15 protein-coding genes are annotated in these 16,621 nt (G+C 73.2%); 11 read left to right on the top strand and 4 right to left on the bottom strand.

The window, feature by feature from the left end; translation table 11 throughout:
* Nucleotides 1-502 precede the first annotated feature (502 nt).
* Together era and recO are read left to right on the top strand one after the other, a co-directional pair.
* Complete coding sequence (gene era, locus QFW77_RS15965; RefSeq protein ID WP_280575789.1) at nucleotides 503-1,417, top strand: GTPase Era; 915 nt, start codon at nucleotides 503-505, stop codon at nucleotides 1,415-1,417.
* Between the two features lie 177 nt (nucleotides 1,418-1,594).
* The gene (gene recO, locus QFW77_RS15960) at nucleotides 1,595-2,326 is read left to right on the top strand and encodes a DNA repair protein RecO (RefSeq protein ID WP_280575788.1); all 732 of its coding nucleotides are present in this window, start codon (nucleotides 1,595-1,597) and stop codon (nucleotides 2,324-2,326) included.
* Between the two features lie 187 nt (nucleotides 2,327-2,513).
* Here the strand turns inward: recO and QFW77_RS15955 are convergent, their stop codons facing one another.
* Complete coding sequence (locus QFW77_RS15955; RefSeq protein WP_280575787.1) at nucleotides 2,514-3,233, bottom strand: response regulator transcription factor; 720 nt, start codon at nucleotides 3,231-3,233, stop codon at nucleotides 2,514-2,516.
* Nucleotides 3,234-3,266: 33 nt separating this feature from the next.
* Between QFW77_RS15955 and QFW77_RS15950 the strand changes: the two genes are divergently transcribed.
* The 9 genes from QFW77_RS15950 to QFW77_RS15910 all read left to right on the top strand — a co-directional run bounded on the left by QFW77_RS15950 (nucleotide 3,267) and on the right by QFW77_RS15910 (nucleotide 13,578).
* Nucleotides 3,267-5,291: a hypothetical protein gene (locus tag QFW77_RS15950; RefSeq protein ID WP_280575786.1), complete on the top strand. Its 2,025-nt coding sequence runs from the start codon at nucleotides 3,267-3,269 to the stop codon at nucleotides 5,289-5,291.
* An 89-nt stretch (nucleotides 5,292-5,380) separates the two neighbouring features.
* Nucleotides 5,381-5,998 carry a YdbL family probable chaperone protein gene (locus QFW77_RS15945; protein ID WP_280575785.1) on the top strand — a complete coding sequence of 206 codons (618 nt, stop codon included), beginning with the start codon at nucleotides 5,381-5,383 and terminating at the stop codon, nucleotides 5,996-5,998.
* Nucleotides 5,999-6,044: 46 nt separating this feature from the next.
* The gene (gene rlmD / locus QFW77_RS15940; protein WP_280575784.1) at nucleotides 6,045-7,361 is read left to right on the top strand and encodes a 23S rRNA (uracil(1939)-C(5))-methyltransferase RlmD; all 1,317 of its coding nucleotides are present in this window, start codon (nucleotides 6,045-6,047) and stop codon (nucleotides 7,359-7,361) included.
* 508 nt (nucleotides 7,362-7,869) lie between these two features.
* A complete protein-coding gene (nagZ, locus tag QFW77_RS15935) occupies nucleotides 7,870-8,871 on the top strand; it encodes a beta-N-acetylhexosaminidase (protein WP_280575783.1) in 1,002 nt (333 codons plus the stop codon).
* The gene (locus QFW77_RS15930; RefSeq protein WP_280575781.1) at nucleotides 8,868-9,425 is read left to right on the top strand and encodes a hypoxanthine-guanine phosphoribosyltransferase; all 558 of its coding nucleotides are present in this window, start codon (nucleotides 8,868-8,870) and stop codon (nucleotides 9,423-9,425) included. The genes nagZ and QFW77_RS15930 overlap by 4 nt, the downstream gene beginning before the upstream one ends.
* A gap of 24 nt (nucleotides 9,426-9,449) precedes the next feature.
* Entirely contained in the window at nucleotides 9,450-10,205 is a 756-nt protein-coding gene (locus tag QFW77_RS15925; protein WP_280575780.1) for an S-methyl-5'-thioinosine phosphorylase, read from the top strand.
* Between the two features lie 104 nt (nucleotides 10,206-10,309).
* The gene (locus tag QFW77_RS15920; protein WP_280575778.1) at nucleotides 10,310-10,516 is read left to right on the top strand and encodes a cold-shock protein; all 207 of its coding nucleotides are present in this window, start codon (nucleotides 10,310-10,312) and stop codon (nucleotides 10,514-10,516) included.
* Between the two features lie 67 nt (nucleotides 10,517-10,583).
* Nucleotides 10,584-11,867: an FAD-dependent oxidoreductase gene (locus tag QFW77_RS15915; RefSeq protein WP_280575777.1), complete on the top strand. Its 1,284-nt coding sequence runs from the start codon at nucleotides 10,584-10,586 to the stop codon at nucleotides 11,865-11,867.
* 73 nt (nucleotides 11,868-11,940) lie between these two features.
* Complete coding sequence (locus tag QFW77_RS15910; RefSeq protein ID WP_280575776.1) at nucleotides 11,941-13,578, top strand: acyl-CoA dehydrogenase family protein; 1,638 nt, start codon at nucleotides 11,941-11,943, stop codon at nucleotides 13,576-13,578.
* 370 nt (nucleotides 13,579-13,948) lie between these two features.
* On the opposite strand, the gene QFW77_RS15905 is transcribed toward QFW77_RS15910, so the two are convergent.
* Genes QFW77_RS15905 through QFW77_RS15895 form a run of 3 tightly spaced genes read right to left on the bottom strand, consistent with a single transcriptional unit; the run spans nucleotide 13,949 to nucleotide 16,556 of the window.
* On the bottom strand, nucleotides 13,949-15,778 hold the full coding sequence (locus QFW77_RS15905; RefSeq protein WP_280575775.1) for a DUF2207 domain-containing protein: 1,830 nt from the start codon (nucleotides 15,776-15,778) through the stop codon (nucleotides 13,949-13,951).
* Nucleotides 15,775-16,332: a LemA family protein gene (locus QFW77_RS15900; protein ID WP_280575774.1), complete on the bottom strand. Its 558-nt coding sequence runs from the start codon at nucleotides 16,330-16,332 to the stop codon at nucleotides 15,775-15,777. Before QFW77_RS15900 ends, QFW77_RS15905 begins: the two co-directional genes overlap by 4 nt.
* Complete coding sequence (locus tag QFW77_RS15895) at nucleotides 16,329-16,556, bottom strand: RNA-binding S4 domain-containing protein (RefSeq protein ID WP_280575773.1); 228 nt, start codon at nucleotides 16,554-16,556, stop codon at nucleotides 16,329-16,331. Before QFW77_RS15895 ends, QFW77_RS15900 begins: the two co-directional genes overlap by 4 nt.
* Between the last annotated feature and the right edge of the window lie 65 nt (nucleotides 16,557-16,621).

The raw sequence follows: 16,621 nt of genomic DNA, 5'->3' as shown, positions 1-16,621 counted from the left end.
CCATGGCCTGCTGTCCGCCTCCGCCGGCCCGGGCGCCGCGTCGGTGATTCACTTTCGAATGCTTGGTAGCCGGTTCCTCCGAAGCCCATCAACGCGAGAGCGGGACACGTGCAGGGGGTGTTGCGGAGAGCTGCACATGGGTGAGTCGGGACTGCTTGCGCGGCACTGCCGCGCAGTCCCGGCGAACGCCCGGCGCGCTGCGCCGGGCCGGACCGGACCGCGCAGCGGCACGGTGCAGCGGCCCGGACTCCGGCCATGGATGGCCGGACGGAAGGGCGGAGCGATGCCCCCGGCACGGGTCACGCCCCGCACAGCAGGCCGAAGGCGCTTTTGAAGCACCCAACCTCAGGGAAGGCTATTCGCTATCCCTGGCCCGTGGCGACGGCGATGGACCCCTCCATCGGGTGGGACTGCCTGGCGTCCCCAAGGAATCCGGCCCCGGGCAGGGGCGTGGGCGGGGCGGGCCGATATCGGCCGCACCTCGCGCGCGTAGAATGCCGGCATGATCCCATCCACGCCCCACCGCGCCGGCCACGTCGCGGTCATCGGCCGCCCCAATGTCGGCAAGTCCACCCTGGTCAACGCCCTGGTGGGCGCGAAGGTCAGCATCGTTTCCAACCGGCCGCAGACCACCCGCCACCGGCTGCTCGGGATCGCCACCTTTCCCGAGGGCCAGCTGGTCCTGGTCGACACCCCGGGCCTGCACCGCGACCAGGGCAGGTCCAGTGCATCGGCCATGCATCGCTGGATGAACCGCGCCGCGCGCGGCGCGCTGGAGGGCGTGGACGCGGCGCTGCTGGTGGTTCAGGCCGGCCGCTGGGACGAAGAGGACAGCGCCGCCTGGCAGCTGCTGCACGAGGCCGGGGTGCCGGTGGTGCTGGTGGTCAACCAGGTGGACCGCATGAAGGACAAGGCCGCGCTGCTGCCGTTCCTCGCAGCGGCCGCCGATGGGCGCGAGTTCGCCAGCGTGCACCCGGTTTCGGCGCTCAAGCGCACCGGGCTCGAGGCGCTGGTCGGCGCGCTGCTGCCGTTGCTGCCGGAGCAGCCGGCGCCCTACGGCGAGGACGAGATCACCGATCGCAGCCAGCGCTTCCTGGCCGCCGAACTGCTGCGCGAACAGCTGATGCGCCAGCTCGGCGCCGAGCTCCCGTACGCGACCACGGTGGAGATCGAGCGTTTCGAGGAGGAGGGGGCGCTTTCGCGCATCGGCGCGGTGATCTGGGTCGAGCGCGAGGGGCAGAAGGCCATCGTCATCGGCAAGGGCGGCGCGCGCCTGCGCGAGATCGGCACCAAGGCCCGGCAGCAGATGGAGCGCCTGTTCGACCGCAAGGTCTTCCTCGAGACCTGGGTGCGCGTGCGCGAAGGCTGGTCCGACGACGAGGCGGCGCTGCGGGCGTTCGGGTATGAGGAGCCGTGATTGGGCAAGAACCGTGATTGGTGTTGGGTGATTCGCAGCGGCAGGAGCTGCAGCCGCCGTTTTTCGATGTCGTCATGAGGCCCAAACGGGATCTCGCCGGAAGCGGCCGCTCCGGAACGTGCGCCGCCCCGTCCGCTTCCGCGAATCACCCATCCCCCATCACCAATCACCGTCTTCATGCGCTACACCCAGGAACCCGCCTTCGTCCTGCACGCGCGCCGCTGGCGCGAGACCAGCCTGCTGGTGGAGGTGCTGAGCCGCGAGCACGGACGCCTTGGGCTGGTCGCGCGCGGAGTGCAAGGGCCGAAGCGGCAGACGCTGCGCGCGGCGCTGCAGCCGCTGCAGCACATCCGCATCGAGGCGACCCAGCGCGGCGAGCTGGCCTGGCTGAACTCGGCGGAGGCCATCGACCAGGCGCCACGGCTGGCCGGCGAGGCCGGACTGGCCGGGTTCTACGTCAGCGAGCTGGTGTTGCGCCTGGCCCCGCGCCAGGATCCGCACCCGGCGCTGTACGCGCTGTTCGGTCAGGTTCGCGAGCGCCTGCGCGCCGGCGAGCCGCTGGCCTGGTCGTTGCGCCGCTTCGAGCGCGATCTGCTGGACACGCTGGGCTTCGGCTTCGCGTTCGACATCGACGGCGACGGAGCGCCGATCGATCCGGCGGCGCGCTACCTGCTCGATCCGGAGCACGGCCCGCGGCGGCAACTGGGCGTGCGCGACGGCGGCGAGCGCGGGCGCGCCGCCACCGGGCGCGCGCTGCTGGCGCTGGCCGCCGACCGGATGCCGGTGGCCGAGGATCTGGCCGGGTTGCGCCGCGGGCTGCGCGGGCTGCTGCTGCACTACCTGGGCGGGCGCGGGCTCAAGTCCTGGGAGTTGATCGGCGAACTGGGCCGGATCGGCGCCGAGCGCTGACGAGCGTCGGCCGGAATCCATCGGCGGCGCGATGCGCGTAGGAGCGCCGCGAAAGCCGCGAGTGGATCCGTTCGGGTGGGCGGTGATGCCCGGCTTCGGCAGGCGCACCGCTTTCGCGTGCATCGCAAGCTCCTACGAGAGCGCGGAGCGCGATGCCTGCAGGCCCGCCGGTGGCGGAACGGTGGGCTCAGTCGCTGGCGGCACTCGCTGCGGTGCGCTCCAGGATGCCGACGAATTCCTGCAATGCCGCTTCGCTGCCGGGCGCGTCGTGGAGGCGCGTGGCCGCGGCCCGCAGCCCGGCGGCGCCGACGAAACCGCAGCCGGCGCGCAGCCGATGCAGTTCCGCGCGCATCGCTTCCCCGTCGCCGGCGGCCGCCGCCGCGGTCACGGCGGCGCGCGTCGCTGGCAGTTCGGCAAGGAACAACTGGCGCAGCGCGGCGATGTTCGCGGTGCTGCCGCCCAGCGCGGCGGCGGCGCCGGCATCGTCCCACAGCGCGGCCGTGGACGCATCGCGGGCTTGCGGTGGCTGCGGCGCGGCGGCGTCGCGCCCGGCCAGCGCCTCGCGGATCGCCGCCTGCCAGGCGGCCGCCGACAGCGGCTTGGTGACCACCGCGGCGAAACCCTCGCCGAGCAGCCGCTGCCGCTCGGCCTCGTCGTGGGCCGCGGTGTGCGCCAATGCCGGCGTGTGCAGGCCATGGGTGCGCAGCGCCGCCAACAGGGCGCCGCCGCTGCCGTCCGGCAGGTTGACGTCGAACAGCCACAGTGCATGGTCGGTGGCCAGGGCCAGGGACCGCGCCTCGGCCACGGTACCGGCGTGGTCCACCGCGGCCGGCAGCGCCTCGGCCGCCAGGCACAGGAAGTGGCGACTGGCGGGGTCGTCCTCGAGCAGCAGCAGCCTGGGCTTCATCGCGCTCCTCCGTGGCGTGGGTATGCTTCCGGCATGGCGATCCCCCGCATCCTACTCCTGGCCGCGCTGCTGCTGGCGTCCTGCGTCCAGGCGGCACAGGCGCGCACCATGAACGCGCGGATCGAGCGCATCGACGCGGCGGTCGCGGTACTCGAGCAGGTGCGGGTGCGGCTGGCCTGGCCGGCGGACGCCGAGGCCGGGACGCTGCGGATCGAGGCCGGCCGGGTGCGCGCCCCGGACCTGGGATACGACTTCCGCGAGCTCGCCTGGGAGTGCCCGCTGGCGCGCACCGGGGACGGGCAGTGGCGCTGCGACGGCGAACTGCACGGCCGCGGCGGCGGTCCGCTGCGGTTGGCCGTCGACCTCGGGCCCGCGAACACCGACGCGGTACTCAGCCGGGGACGGGCGCGGATCGCGCTGTCGCGCAGCGCCGCCGCGCCGGACCTCACCTCGCTCGATCTCGCCCGGGTGCCACTGGCCTGGGCGCAGGCGCTGGTGGCCCAGGCGTGGGCGGGCGGGCGCCTCGCCGCGGGGACGCTCGACGGCGCGCTCGCCATCGAGGTCCCGGAGCGAGGACCGCTGCGGATCGGCGGGGAGCTGCAGGTGGCGGGCGCCGCGCTCGACAGCGCCGATGCCAGCGTCGCCGCCGAAGGGCTGGGGGCGCGGATCGGCATCGACTACCGAAAGCTCGGTGACACCGACCTGGTCGCGCTCGACGGCGCGCTTCGCGGCGGAGAGCTGCTGGTGGGCAACGCCTACGTAGTACTGCCCGACGCGCCGCTGCCCGTGCGCCTGGAGGCGATCCGCGAGGGCGCGGGGGCCGGCTGGCGAGTGCCGCGCTTCGAGTGGCGCGACGGCCCGACCCTGCAGGCCAGTGGCTCGGTCGCCTTCGCCCCCGACCTGGGGGTGCGGGCGCTCGACATCGAGCTGCACAGCGACGACGCCTCGCAGTTGCCCGCGCGCTACCTCTCGGGTTGGCTGGCGCTGAGCGGCCTCGCCGGGCTGGAACTCGCCGGCGGCCTGGCGCTGGACGTGGGCATGGCGGAGGCGCGCCTGCAATCGCTGCATGCGCGGCTGCACGGCCTGCGCGTGGGCGACGGCGCGGGACGTTTCGGCTTCGAGGGTCTCGACGGCGACCTGCGTTTCGCCGGCGACGCCACCGTCGACAGCGAACTGCGCTGGCGCGCGGGACACCTGCGCGACATCCGCTTCGGCCCGGCGCGGCTGCCGTTCCGCGCCGCCGCGGGGGAGCTGCGCATGCGTGCGCCGTTCGAGGTGGACGTGCTTGGCGGCCGGTTGCGTTTCGACGGCTTCGCGCTGCGTCCGCCCGACACGAACGAGGGCATGCGGCTGCAGTTCGGACTTGCGGTGGAGACGCTGGACGTGGCGCGGCTTGCCGAGTCGATGGGCTGGCCGGCCTTCGGCGGCACCCTCAGCGGGGAAATTCCCCGGGTCCGCTACGCCGACCAGCGCCTGGACTTCGACGGCGGCCTGGCGGTCCGGGTCTTCGGGGGCTCGGTCGCGGTCTCGGCGCTGTCGATGGAGCGGCCGTTCGGGGTGGCGCCCACGCTCTCCGCCGACCTCGAGCTGCGCGACCTGGACCTGCTCACCATTACCCGCGTATTCGAGTTCGGCAGCATCAGCGGCCGGCTGTTCGGGCGTGTCGACCGCCTGCGCCTGGTGGACTGGCAGCTCTCCTCGTTCGACGCGGAGCTGCACACCGAACGCCGGCGCGGCGTGCGCCAGCGGATCAGCCAGCGCGCGGTGCAGAACATCTCCAGCGTCGGCGACGCTTCGTTCGTCGGCAGCCTGCAGGACCGCCTGATCGGCCTGTTCGACGATTTTCGCTATGCCCGCATCGGCATCTCCTGCCAGCTGGCCAACGAGGTCTGCCGGATGGGCGGGCTGCGTTCAGCCGGCAACGCCTTTACTATCGTCGAAGGCGCCGGCCTGCCGCGCCTGCACGTGGTGGGCCACAACCGCAACGTCGACTGGCCCACCCTGGTCGAACGCCTCGCCGCGGTGGCGGGCGGGGACGTCGCGCCGGTGGTGGAGTAGCCGGGGACGGGTCGCCGGAGCTCCAGAGCGCTATCCTTCGCAGCTCGAACAATCGCGGTACGCCGCCCACAGGACCACAGGAGTCGCCCATGAACCGCTGGTTCGGAATGCCGATCGCCGCCGCGCTGGTGCTCAGCGCCTGCGTCACCATCAACGTCTACTTTCCCGCCGCCGAGGCGCGCGAGGCGGCCCGCGAATTCGTCGACAACGTAATCGGCGAGAACGGCGAGGCGGTCGAGGACGACGGCCTGTTCCCGGAGGAGCCGGGCGGCATGGCCCGCGCGCCGGCGCCGGCCTCGTTCCATCCGCTGATGCTGGTGGGCATTTCCCCGGCGCACGCACAGGGCGGGACTCCGGACATCACCATCAAGACCCCGGCGATCGAAGCCATCCGCGCGCGCATGCGCGACCGCTTCAGCAGCGCGCTGCGGCCGCATTTCGAGTCCGGCGCGCTGGGCTTCGGCAACGACGGCACGGTGTCGGTGCGCGATGCCGGCAAGATCCCGCTGTCGGACCGGGTGAAGGTGAATCAGGCGGTGGCCGACCAGAACCGGGACGCCCGGGCGGTGTACCGCGAGATCGCGATCGCCAATGGCCATCCGGAGTGGGAGGGCCAGATCCGCGAGGTGTTCGCCAAGCAGTGGGCCGACAGCGCGCGCAGCGGCTGGTGGGTGCAGGACCGTGGCGGCAGCTGGAAGCAGAAGTAGGCAGATCTGCGACAATGGCCGGCTTCCGCCCGCAGCCTGAAGCCACGTGGCACGCATCGACCAGACTCCGTTCGAACTCGACATCCTCGATCTAAGCCACGATGGCCGCGGCGTCGCCCGCCGCGACGGTGGCAAGACCGTGTTCGTCGCCGGGGCGCTGCCCGGCGAGCGGGTGCTGGCCCGGCAGACCCGGCGCTCGCGCAGCTTCGACGAGGCGGCCACGCTGGAGGTGCTGCGCGCATCGCCGGACCGGGTGCAGCCGCGCTGCCCGCATTTCGGCACCTGCGGCGGCTGCGTGCTGCAGCATCTGGACGAGGCCAGGCAGATCGAGGCCAAGCAGCGGGTGCTGCTCGAGAACTTCGACCGCATCGGCCATGTGGCCCCGGGCGTGGTGCTGCCGCCGCTGACCGACGTGTCCTGGGGCTACCGCCGCAAGGGGCGGTTCTCGGTGCGCCGGGTCGAGAAGAAGGACCGCACCCTGGTCGGGTTCCGCGAGCTGGACCCGCGCTTCGTCGCGGATCTCTCGATCTGCCACACCGCGATCGCCGAGGTCGGGGCGCGGGTCGCGGCGCTGTCTCGGCTGGTGGACGGCCTGCAGGCGCGCCGGGAGATTCCGCAGATCGAGTTCATCGCCGGCGACCAGACCGTGGCGCTGGTGTTCCGCCACCTGCAGCCGCTGGCCGAAGCCGACCGGGAAGCGCTGACCGGGTTCGCGCGCGAGCACGGGGCCGCGGTGTTCCTGCAGCCGGGCGGCATCGATTCGGTGCATCCGCTCTGGCCCGCCGAAGCGCCGCCGCTGTCGTTCCGGCTGGTGCCGTGGGACGTGGAGCTGCGGTTCCGGCCGCTCGATTTCATCCAGGTCAACGCCGGCCTCAACGAGAAGATGATCGCCCGGGCTCTGGAACTGCTGCAGGTGGGCGCCGGCGAGCGCGTGCTCGACCTGTTCTGCGGGCTCGGCAACTTCACCCTGCCGCTGGCGCGCGGCGGCGGCGAGGTGGTGGGCGTGGAGGGCGACGCCGGGCTGGTTGCGCGGGCGCGCGGGAACGCCGCGCTCAATGGCCTGGACAACGCGCGTTTCTTCGCCGCCGACCTGGCGCAGGACCTCGCCGGCCATCCCTGGATGCGGCAGGGCTTCGACCGGCTGCTGCTCGATCCGCCGCGCTCGGGCGCCGAGGGCGTGTTGCGGCAGCTGCCGCTGAAGGGTCTCGAGCGCATCGTCTACGTCAGCTGCCACCCCGGTTCGCTGGCGCGCGATGCCGGCTATCTGGTCAACGAGCGCGGCTGGAAGCTGCGCAGCGCCGGAGTGATGGACATGTTCCCGCACACCGCGCACGTCGAATCGATCGCGATGTTCGAGCCCTGATTTTCAGGTTTTTGTGGCGCCCGGCATGGTCTTGCGGGCCTGACGACGTGGGCTTCGGAGCCAGCGGCGCCCGGACCGGGGAAGGCTCCCCGGCGGAGTCGGGCCATCCATGGCCCGATCCGCCGCCGCAGACCGTCCCTGGTCTGCTGTCCGCCTCCCCCGGCCCGGGCGCCGCGTCGGTGATTCGCTTTCGGATGCTCGCCAGCCAGTCCCACCAAAACCCACCAGCGCTAGGAAGCGGGAGACGTGCCGGGGGTGTTGCGGAGAGCTGCACATGGATGTGCAGCGGCTCTGACTCCGGCCATGGATGGCCCAACGGAAGGGCGAAGCAATACCCCCGGCGCGGCTCACGCCCCACAATGCTTCCGAAGCGGCTCTTCAAGGTCGCCGCCCCGTGGCGACGGTGCGGAATCCCCTCGACGGATGGATTGCCCGGCGTCTCCCGACATTCACGCCATTCCGCGACCGCCCCGTACAATCATCGACCGACCGTGAAGGAACCCCCCGCATGCTCGTCATCGGCATCGCCGGACACGAACTCGACGCCCGCGAACGCGACTGGCTGCGGCACGACGCCTGCGCCGGCGTGATCCTGTTCACCCGCAACTTCGCCTCGCGCGCGCAGATCGCCGAGCTGTCCACCGCGATCCGCGAGACCGCGCCGCGCCCGCAGCTGATCTGCGTCGACCAGGAGGGCGGGCGCGTCCAGCGCTTCCGCGAGGGCTACAGCGCGCTGCCGCCGCTGGACGTGTTCGGCCGCCACTACGCCCAGGATCCGCGCGGTGCGCTGGCGGCCGCGCGCGAGCACGCCTGGCTGATGGCCAGCGAAGTGCTCGCCAGCGGCGTCGACCTCAGCTTCGCCCCGGTGGTCGACCTCGGCCGTGGCAACCTGGCGATCGGCGATCGCGCCTTCTCCGCCGATCCGGACGTCGTCGCCGAGTTCACCCGCGCCTACGTCGAGGGCATGCACTCGGCGGGAATGGCGGCGACGCTCAAGCACTTCCCCGGGCACGGCTCGGTGCGCGAGGATACCCATGTCGATACGGCCGTCGACGACCGCTCGCTCGACGCGCTGCGCAGCCTCGATCTGGTGCCCTTCGCCGCCGGCATCGAAGCGGGCGCCGACGCGGTGATGCTGGCGCACGTGGTCTATCCCCAGGTGGCGCCGGAACCGGCCGGTTACTCCAGCCGCTGGATCGGGGAGATCCTGCGCGGGGAGATGGGGTTCCGCGGCGTGGTGTTCTCCGACGACATCGGCATGGCCGCGGCGCACTCGGCCGGCGGGGTCGGCGCGCGCATCCACGCCCACCTGGATGCCGGCTGCGACGTGGTGCTGGTCTGCCATCCGGAGCTGGTCGACGAATCGCTGGACGCGGTGGCCGGGCGCCCCCTCAATACCATGGCACTGACCGGCTTGATCGGCCGCGGTGCGCTGGGCTGGGACGGCCTGCTCGCCGACGGACGCCACGGCCGCGCGCGCGTCGGCCTGGGCGGGGAGGGCGTGGCGTGACCCCGCGCCTGGCCGACGCCCTGCGCGGGGCCGAGCTGATTCACGGCCGCCCCACGCTGGAGGCCGCGATCGCGAGGATGGCCGGCCAGATCCACGCCGAGTACCGCGACGACGCGATGCCGCCGCTGTTCCTCACCGTGATGCACGGCGGCCTGCCGTTCGCCGCGCAGCTCGCGTTCGCGCTCGGCGAACTCGGCCTGGACGTGGAGTTCGACTACCTGCATGCCACCCGCTACCGCGGCCAGACCACCGGTTCGGGGCTGGCGTGGCTGCACCGTCCGGCCACGCCGATGCGCGGGCGGCGCGTGCTGCTGGTCGACGACATCCTCGACGAAGGACACACCCTGCACGCCGTCACCCAGTGGTGCGAGGACCAGAACGCCGCCGACGTGCGGGTCGCCGTGCTCGCCGTGAAGCTGCACGACCGCTGCTTGGAAGGGGTCGAGGCCGACTGGGTGGGCGTGGAGGTGCCGGACCGCTACGTGTTCGGCTACGGCATGGACTATCACGAACAGGGCCGCAACCTGCCGGCGATCTACGCGCTGGCCGAGTAGCGCGACGGCACTACGGAGCACGCGATGGACACCGAGCGGATCGACCTGGCCGTCATCGGCGGCACCGGCCTCTACCGGCTCGCCGGGCTGGAGGCGGAGGCGCCCCACCAGCCGCCGACCAAGTACGGCGCCCTGTCCGGCCCGGTGCGGATCGGCACGCTGGCGGGGCGGCGGGTGGCGTTCCTGGCGCGCCACGGCGAGGGGCATTCGGTGCCGCCGCATCTGATCAACTACCGCGCCAACCTGGCCGCGCTGCACGCACTCGGCGCGCGGCGGGTGCTCGCGCTCAATACCGTCGGCGGGATCGGCGAGCGCTACGGCCCGCGGGTGCTGGCCTGTCCGGACCAGATCATCGACTACACCTGGGGCCGGGTCTCCACCTTCTGCGAGGAAGCCGGCAGCGAGGTGCTGCACGTCGATTTCGGCGATCCGTACACCCCCGCGCTGCGCGCGGAGATCCTCGCCGCGGCCGCCGCCGCCGGGGTGGCGATGGTCGACGGCGGCTGCTACGGCGCCACCCAGGGCCCGCGCCTGGAGACCCGCGCCGAGATCGCCCGGTTGCGCCGCGACGGCTGCGACCTGGTCGGGATGACCGGGATGCCGGAGGCGGCGCTGGCGCGCGAACTGGGCCTGGACTACGCCTGCGTCGCGATCGTCGCCAACTGGGCCGCCGGCTGCGGAGATGCGGAGGAGATCACATTCCAGCAGGTGCTGGACAACGTCGCCGCCGCGTCCACCGCGCTGCCGGGGCTGCTCGAGGCCCTGCTCGCCCGGGCATGAAACGATTGCAACCGCCGGCGGTTGCTTTGCATACTCGGGCCGCGCGGCCGGTTCGGGGACTCGGGGCGGCGCGCGCGTTCTTATCCAGACAAGGTGGAAGGGTCATGCAATACGGCACAGTGAAGTGGTTCAACGACGCCAAGGGGTTCGGCTTCATCGCTCCGGAGGATGGCGGTGCGGACGTGTTCGTCCACTATTCGGCGATCGAGTCGCAGGGCTTCAAGAGCCTGCAGGAAGGCCAGCGGGTCAGCTACGAGGTCACCCAGGGGCCCAAGGGCGCGCAGGCGTCCGGCGTCAGCCCGGTCGCCTGACCGGGACATTGCGGATCGGATCTTCCGGCCCCGCGCATCGCGCGGGGCCTTTTCGCGTGGGAGAGCGATGACCCTGCACGTCGGGATCGTCGGCTACGGCAGCGCCGGCCAGGCGGCCGCGCTGATGCTGGCGCGCGACGGCCACCGGGTCGAAGTCTTCGAACGGGTGCCGGCGCCGCGGCCGGTGGGGGCGGGGTTCCTGCTGCAGCCGGTGGGGCTGGAAGTGCTGTGGGAACTCGGCCTGCTGGACGCCGCCATGCGCCACGGCGCACGGATCGAGCGCCTCCACGGCGAGACCGGCGCGGGCCGCGCGGTCATGGACATGCGCTACCGCGAACTGCAGCCGTTGCTGTTCGGGCTCGGCATGCAGCGCGCCGCGCTGTTCTCGCTGCTGGACCGTGCGTGGGACGGCGAGCGGACGCTGCACACCGGTTGCGAGATCGTCTCGATCGACGCAGCGGGCGGCACCCTGGTCGCGGCCGACGGCGCCCGGCACGGCCGCTTCGACCTGCTGGTGGTGGCCGACGGTGCGGCCTCGCGGCTGCGCGGCATGGTCCAGCCGGCGCGGCTGGACCGCGCCTATCCCTGGGGCGCGCAGTGGTGCCTGGTGCCGGCCGGCGACTGGCCCTGGCCGGACGAGCTGCGGCAGCGCTACGTGCGCGCAAGGCGAATGGCGGGAATGCTGCCGGTCGGCACGCGCCCCGACGATCCGGTGCCGCGGATGAGCTTCTTCTGGAGTCTGCCCGCCGCGGCCATGGAACCGGCGGCCTGGACGGGGGAGGACAGCTGGCGCCGCGATCTCGCCGCGGTCTGGCCGCAGGCGGCCGCGTGGCTGCGCGCGACGCCGGTTCCGGACGGCCTGGCGCAGGCGCGCTACCGCGACGCGGTGCACCGGCGCTGGTTCGAAGGACGCGCGGTGCTGATCGGCGACGCCGCCCACGCGATGAGCCCGCAGCTCGGGCAGGGGGTCAACATGGCGCTGCTGGACGCGCGCGCGCTGCGCGATGCGCTGCGCTCGCACCGCGATCCCGCCGCGGCGCTGCCGGCGTTCCAGCGCGAGCGGCGGGCGCACGTGGGCATCTATCACGTCTGGAGCCGCCTGCTGACTCCGGTGTTCCAGTCCGACCGCGACGGCGTGGCCGCGTTGCGCGACCTCGCCATGCATCCGCTCACCCGCGTGCCCGGCCTGCGCGGCCAGTCGCTGCGGGTGCTGACCGGCACCCGCCGCGGCTGGTTCGGCCGCCAGCCGCTGTCCGCCGGCTTCCTGCGCCAACTCGCGGTGCTGGCGGAAGCGCGCGCGGCGGGTCGATCCGCGCGAGCGCCGGAGGCGGCGGAGCGGGCGACACCCTGAGCGGAACGGGCGGCCCGGCCGGCGCCGCATGGGCTGGCCGTAGAATCGGGCCGTCCCCGCCCGGAGCGATCCCATGAGCGCAGCCGACCTGCAGGCCACCCGCGTCGCCCTGAACCAGCCGCCGGAGTTCGCGCCCTGCGACCTGTGGCAGGCGGACGCCGTGCTGCGCGAGGCGGTGGAGCGCGAGGGCGGCGGCGGGTTCGCCGCGCAGCTCGCGGCCTACGGGCGGCTGGCCGGTGGCGAGCTCCATGCCTGCGGCTTCGACGCCAACCGCGACCGTCCGCGCCTGCGCACCCACGACCGATTCGGCCAGCGCATCGACCGGGTCGAGTTCCATCCCGACTACCACCGGCTGATGGAGGCGGCGATCGAGGCGGGGGTGGCGGCGCTTTCCTGGGCGGACCCGCGCCCCGGCGCGCACGTGGCGCGCGCCGCGCTGAGCTATCTGCACCACCAGGCCGACGCCGGCACCAGCTGCCCGCTCACCATGACCCATGCCGCGGTGCCGGTGCTGCGCCGCGCGCCGGGGCTGGCCGAATGGATGGGCAAGGTCCTGGCGCGCCGCTACGACCCGGCTGACGCGCCGCTCGCCGGCAAGCGTGGCGCCACCATCGGCATGGGCATGACCGAGAAACAGGGCGGTAGCGACGTGCGCGCCAACCTCACCCGCGCCACCCCGCTGGTGGCCGATGGCGAATACCTGCTGACCGGGCACAAATGGTTCTTCTCGGCGCCGATGTCGGACGGCTTCCTGGTGCTGGCGCAGGCGCCGGGCGGGCTGGGCTGCTTCCTGCTGCCGCGCTGGCGCCCCGACGGCAGCCGCAACGCGTTCCGGCTGATGCGGCTGAAGGACAAGCTCGGCGACTGGTCGAACGCCTCCGGCGAGGTCGAGTTCGACGACGCCTGGGCCTTCCGTATCGGCGACGAGGGGCGCGGGGTCGCCACCATCATCGAGATGGTGATGCTCACCCGGCTGGACTGCATGCTCGGCTCGGCCGCGGAAATGCGGATGGCGCTGGCGCAGGCGATCCACCACGCGCGCCATCGTGCCGCGTTCGGCAAGCGCCTGGTCGAGCACGCGCTGATGCGCAACGTGCTGGCCGACCTGGCGCTCGAGTCCGAGGCCGCCACCGCGCTGGCGCTGCGGGTGGCGCGTGCGGTGGATGCCGCGCCGCGCGACACCGGCGAAGCGGCGTTCGCGCGCGTCGCCACCGCGGTCGGCAAGTACTGGATCTGCAGGCGCGCTCCGGCCTGCGTCAACGAAGCGCAGGAATGCCTGGGCGGCAACGGCTACGTCGAGGAATCGATCCTGCCGCGGCTGTACCGGCAGGCGCCGCTGAACTCGATCTGGGAGGGCAGCGGCAACATCCAATGCCTGGATGTGTTGCGGGCGCTGTCGCGCGAGCCGGCCACCGGTGCCGCGCTGCGCGCCGAGCTGGAATCGGCGCGCGGACGCGACCAGGCGTTCGATGCCGCCGCCACGGCGCTCGGCGACGCGCTCGCCGGCGGCGCGGTCGAGGAGGCCGGCGCGCGCCTGCTGGTGGAGCGGCTGGCGCTGGCGCTGCAGGCGGCGGTGCTGCTGCGCGCCGGCAGCCCGGTGGCGGAGCCGTTCTGCCGCAGCCGCCTGCAGTCCGGCTGCGGCCGCGCGCTCGGCACGTTGCCGGCCGGCACGGAATTCGACCTGCCGATCGAGCGCGCGCTGCCGGCCTGATCTTCAGCCGGCCAACGAGGGCGGGAGCGCGGATCGGCCTGGGCCGCGCAGGAGCGCGCCATGCCCGGGCAAGCCGACGCGGTTGGCCGTCCCCGGAATCCCCGCCCACCCGACCATGGAAAACCGCGGCCTTCGCGGCCATGGGCCGCTCCTGCCGACGTGCCTGGTGCGCCGCCGAAGCCGGATCGGGCGGCATGCCGTAGGAGCGTGCCATGCACGCGAAGCCGGCGCGGCGGCAACACCCGGAATCACCGCGAATCCGCCGGGAATCTCCCGCGGCCTTCGCGCCGTGTGCCGCGTCCCGCGGTACCTTGCGCGGACCGCGCCCGAAACGGGGCGACCGGGTGAGGCTGCGGCTCCAATGCGGACCTCAGCGGCCGCCGCCGCCACCGCCGCCGCCGCCGCCGCCCGAGGAACCGCCGCCGCCCCCGCCAGAAGAGCTGCCGGGCGGAGTCGAGGAGGAGGAGATCTGCGAACTCAGGCTGCTGCCGACCGCCCGGGTCAGGCTGCCGAGGTCGCCGACGCCGCCGCCGCTGTACCAGCCGATCGAGGCGCTGGTGGCGGCCGCCGCGGCCGCGCCCACGGCGAGGGTGAACCTGCGGGTCCAGGCGTCCTCGACGTCGAGCGCCACGGCGTAGGGGAGCAACCGTTCGAAGCGCCCGGCATCGAGTGTCGGCTCGGCATCGCCCGGACCCTGCAGGCGCTCCAGGTCCTGCTGCTCGGCGACGTCGAGGTAGCGCCGGAAGCCTTCGATCTCGTCGAGCAGCCGGCGTCCGGCCGGCGTTGGCGCCGCCACCAGCACCGCGAACGCCACCACCGTGACCGCCATCAGCACGGCCACCGGCAGCAGCAGCAACACCCCGGAACCCGAGCCCGCCGCCAGTGCGAAGGCCAGCACCAGCGAGCCGGCCGCGATCCCGGCGGCAATGAAGATGCTCCCGGCATTGCGCTTGAACATGGCCGGCTGGAAGCGTTTCTTGAGCAGCGCCTGGTGCGCGCCGGTCGCCGCCTGGAAGGTGCTGGCATTGCTGTTCTTCATCTCCAGGGTGCTGCCCACCCGCGGCAGCAGCCGCTGCAGCAGCGCCTGCGGTTCGGCGGTGGCGTCGCCCAGGTCGCCGGTGCGCTCGATGCGCCAGCTGTCCTTCAACAGGCCCTTGTCGCGATGGATGCGCACCGCGCCGTGCACGGCGCAGGCGAGCAGGTCGGCGGTGACCGCGCGGCTGTCGTGGCCCATGCGTCGCATGTAGCGCAGCGCTCCGGGGGAATAGCCCCGCGGCGGCTCGTAGCGCACGACCACGGTGCCGGAGGCTGGGTCCCGGCCGACCTTGCGCCAGCGCATCGCGCAGTACGCCAACAGGACCAGCAACCCGGCCAGCCCCACCAGCAGGCCGCGGTTGTCGTCGAGCAGCCACAGCAGGCGTTGCGCACGCGCGGGCTCGGCGACCACGCCCTTGGGGAATTCCAGCACGATGGTGAAACCCTCGCGCGGAGCCAGCGGCCCGGTCAGCTCCCAGCGCGCCCGCCCAGGTGCCGGCAGGGTGCTGCGGAAGTCGCTCCCGCGCGAGCCCTGGGCGCCGGTGTAGCCCGAGGCGGTCATCTCGGCCGGCGGCACCGGCTGCGGCAGCCTCGCCTCCACGCTGCCGCCGTCGATGGCGAAGGCCCAGCCGTGGCCGATCGCGTTCCAGTACAGCTCGTCGTGGTGTTCGTAGAAGCCGAGCTGGCGGTCGGTCCGGTAGCGCAGGGTGTAGGTGTAGACGGCCGGGACGGGCAGGAAATCGTCGTTGCCGGTGTTCACCCGTACGCCGTTGTCGCGGCGTTCGGTGAACCATGGCTCGGGCTCGCCGTCGCGCAGCACCTCGATCACCTCGAAGCCGACCGTGACCCGGTTGCCGTAGCGGTCGTGGTAGCGGGTGGGGAAGTCGCGGTAGATGCCGCGGCGGATCTGGTCGCCCTCGGCGCGCACCCGGATCCGCTCGGTGATCTCGAGGGTGGCGTCGGCGCGGATCTCGACCACCGAATCGTAGGCGAGGATGCGCTCGGCCCCCTTGGCTCCGGCGGACGCGGCCAGGGCCATGACGAAGCCCAGCACCAGCGCCACCGCGGGCGGCAGCGCCGGCAGCCGGCCGCGGATGCGGCGCTCCGGCGGCACCGGCACCTCGGCGGCGCGCCGACCGGCCACCCGGTGGAGCGCCGCGCTCATCGTGCCAGCTCCACCGCCGGCGCGGCGCGTTCGTCCTCGCGCGTCTGGAAGAACCCGGCATGGCGAAAGCCGAGTCCGCGCGCGACGATCAGGTCGGGGAACCGCTGGGTGGCGTCGTTGTAGTCCCGCACCGCGCCGTTGTAGAAGCGGCGGGCGTACTGCAGGTGCTCCTCCACGTCCACCAGGTCGCGCTGCAGCTGGGCGAAGTTCTCGCTCGCCTTGAGGTCGGGGTAGGCCTCCTGCAGGACCAGCAGCCGGCCGATCCCCAGTTCCAGCGCCGACTCCAGTTCGCCGAGCTTCGCCGGGTCGCGCTGGGCGAGCGCCTGGGCGCGCAGTTCGGTCACCGCCTCGAGAACCGCGGCCTCGTGGCCGGCGTAGGCCCGGACCGCCGCGACCAGCTGCGGGACCAGATCGTGGCGACGCTGCAGCTGCACGTCGATATCGGCCCACGCGGTGCGCACCTGGTTGCGCAGCCGCACCAGGCGGTTGTAGACGAGCACCGCCCAGCCCGCCAGCGCGGCCAACACCGCGGCGGCCACCGCGGCCACGCTCACGGTGCCTGCTCCGCCAGCACGCGGATCTCGGCATCGCCCAGCGCCACCACCTGGCCTGCGCGGATCTTGCAGGTCCTGCGGCGCTCGACGGCGCCGTCCACGCGCACCTGGCCGGCCGCCACCAGCGCCTTGCCCGCGCCGCCGCTGTCGCACAGGCCGGCGAGCTTGAGCAACTGGTTGAGTTCGACGTGGCTGCGGTCGAGCTGGAAATCGATGCGCTGCATGGCGGACCGGAAGCGGAGACTGGCGCACGAGACTAGCGCAACCGCCGCCGCCCTGCCGTGTGGCG

The organism is Luteimonas endophytica (genome assembly GCF_029887875.1).
Taxonomy (GTDB): domain Bacteria; phylum Pseudomonadota; class Gammaproteobacteria; order Xanthomonadales; family Xanthomonadaceae; genus Luteimonas; species Luteimonas endophytica.
Note: the sequence above shows the minus strand (reverse complement) of the source record. Positions and strands in the feature narration are given on the sequence as shown.

Coding starts and splice junctions, on each gene's coding strand:
- era (WP_280575789.1), top strand. CDS start 503: ATGATCCCATCCACGCCCCACCGCGCCGGCCACGTCGCGGTCATCGGC.
- recO (WP_280575788.1), top strand. CDS start 1,595: ATGCGCTACACCCAGGAACCCGCCTTCGTCCTGCACGCGCGCCGCTGG.
- QFW77_RS15955 (WP_280575787.1), bottom strand. CDS start 3,233: ATGAAGCCCAGGCTGCTGCTGCTCGAGGACGACCCCGCCAGTCGCCAC.
- QFW77_RS15950 (WP_280575786.1), top strand. CDS start 3,267: ATGGCGATCCCCCGCATCCTACTCCTGGCCGCGCTGCTGCTGGCGTCC.
- QFW77_RS15945 (WP_280575785.1), top strand. CDS start 5,381: ATGAACCGCTGGTTCGGAATGCCGATCGCCGCCGCGCTGGTGCTCAGC.
- nagZ (WP_280575783.1), top strand. CDS start 7,870: ATGCTCGTCATCGGCATCGCCGGACACGAACTCGACGCCCGCGAACGC.
- QFW77_RS15925 (WP_280575780.1), top strand. CDS start 9,450: ATGGACACCGAGCGGATCGACCTGGCCGTCATCGGCGGCACCGGCCTC.
- QFW77_RS15920 (WP_280575778.1), top strand. CDS start 10,310: ATGCAATACGGCACAGTGAAGTGGTTCAACGACGCCAAGGGGTTCGGC.
- QFW77_RS15915 (WP_280575777.1), top strand. CDS start 10,584: ATGACCCTGCACGTCGGGATCGTCGGCTACGGCAGCGCCGGCCAGGCG.
- QFW77_RS15910 (WP_280575776.1), top strand. CDS start 11,941: ATGAGCGCAGCCGACCTGCAGGCCACCCGCGTCGCCCTGAACCAGCCG.
- QFW77_RS15905 (WP_280575775.1), bottom strand. CDS start 15,778: ATGAGCGCGGCGCTCCACCGGGTGGCCGGTCGGCGCGCCGCCGAGGTG.
- QFW77_RS15895 (WP_280575773.1), bottom strand. CDS start 16,556: ATGCAGCGCATCGATTTCCAGCTCGACCGCAGCCACGTCGAACTCAAC.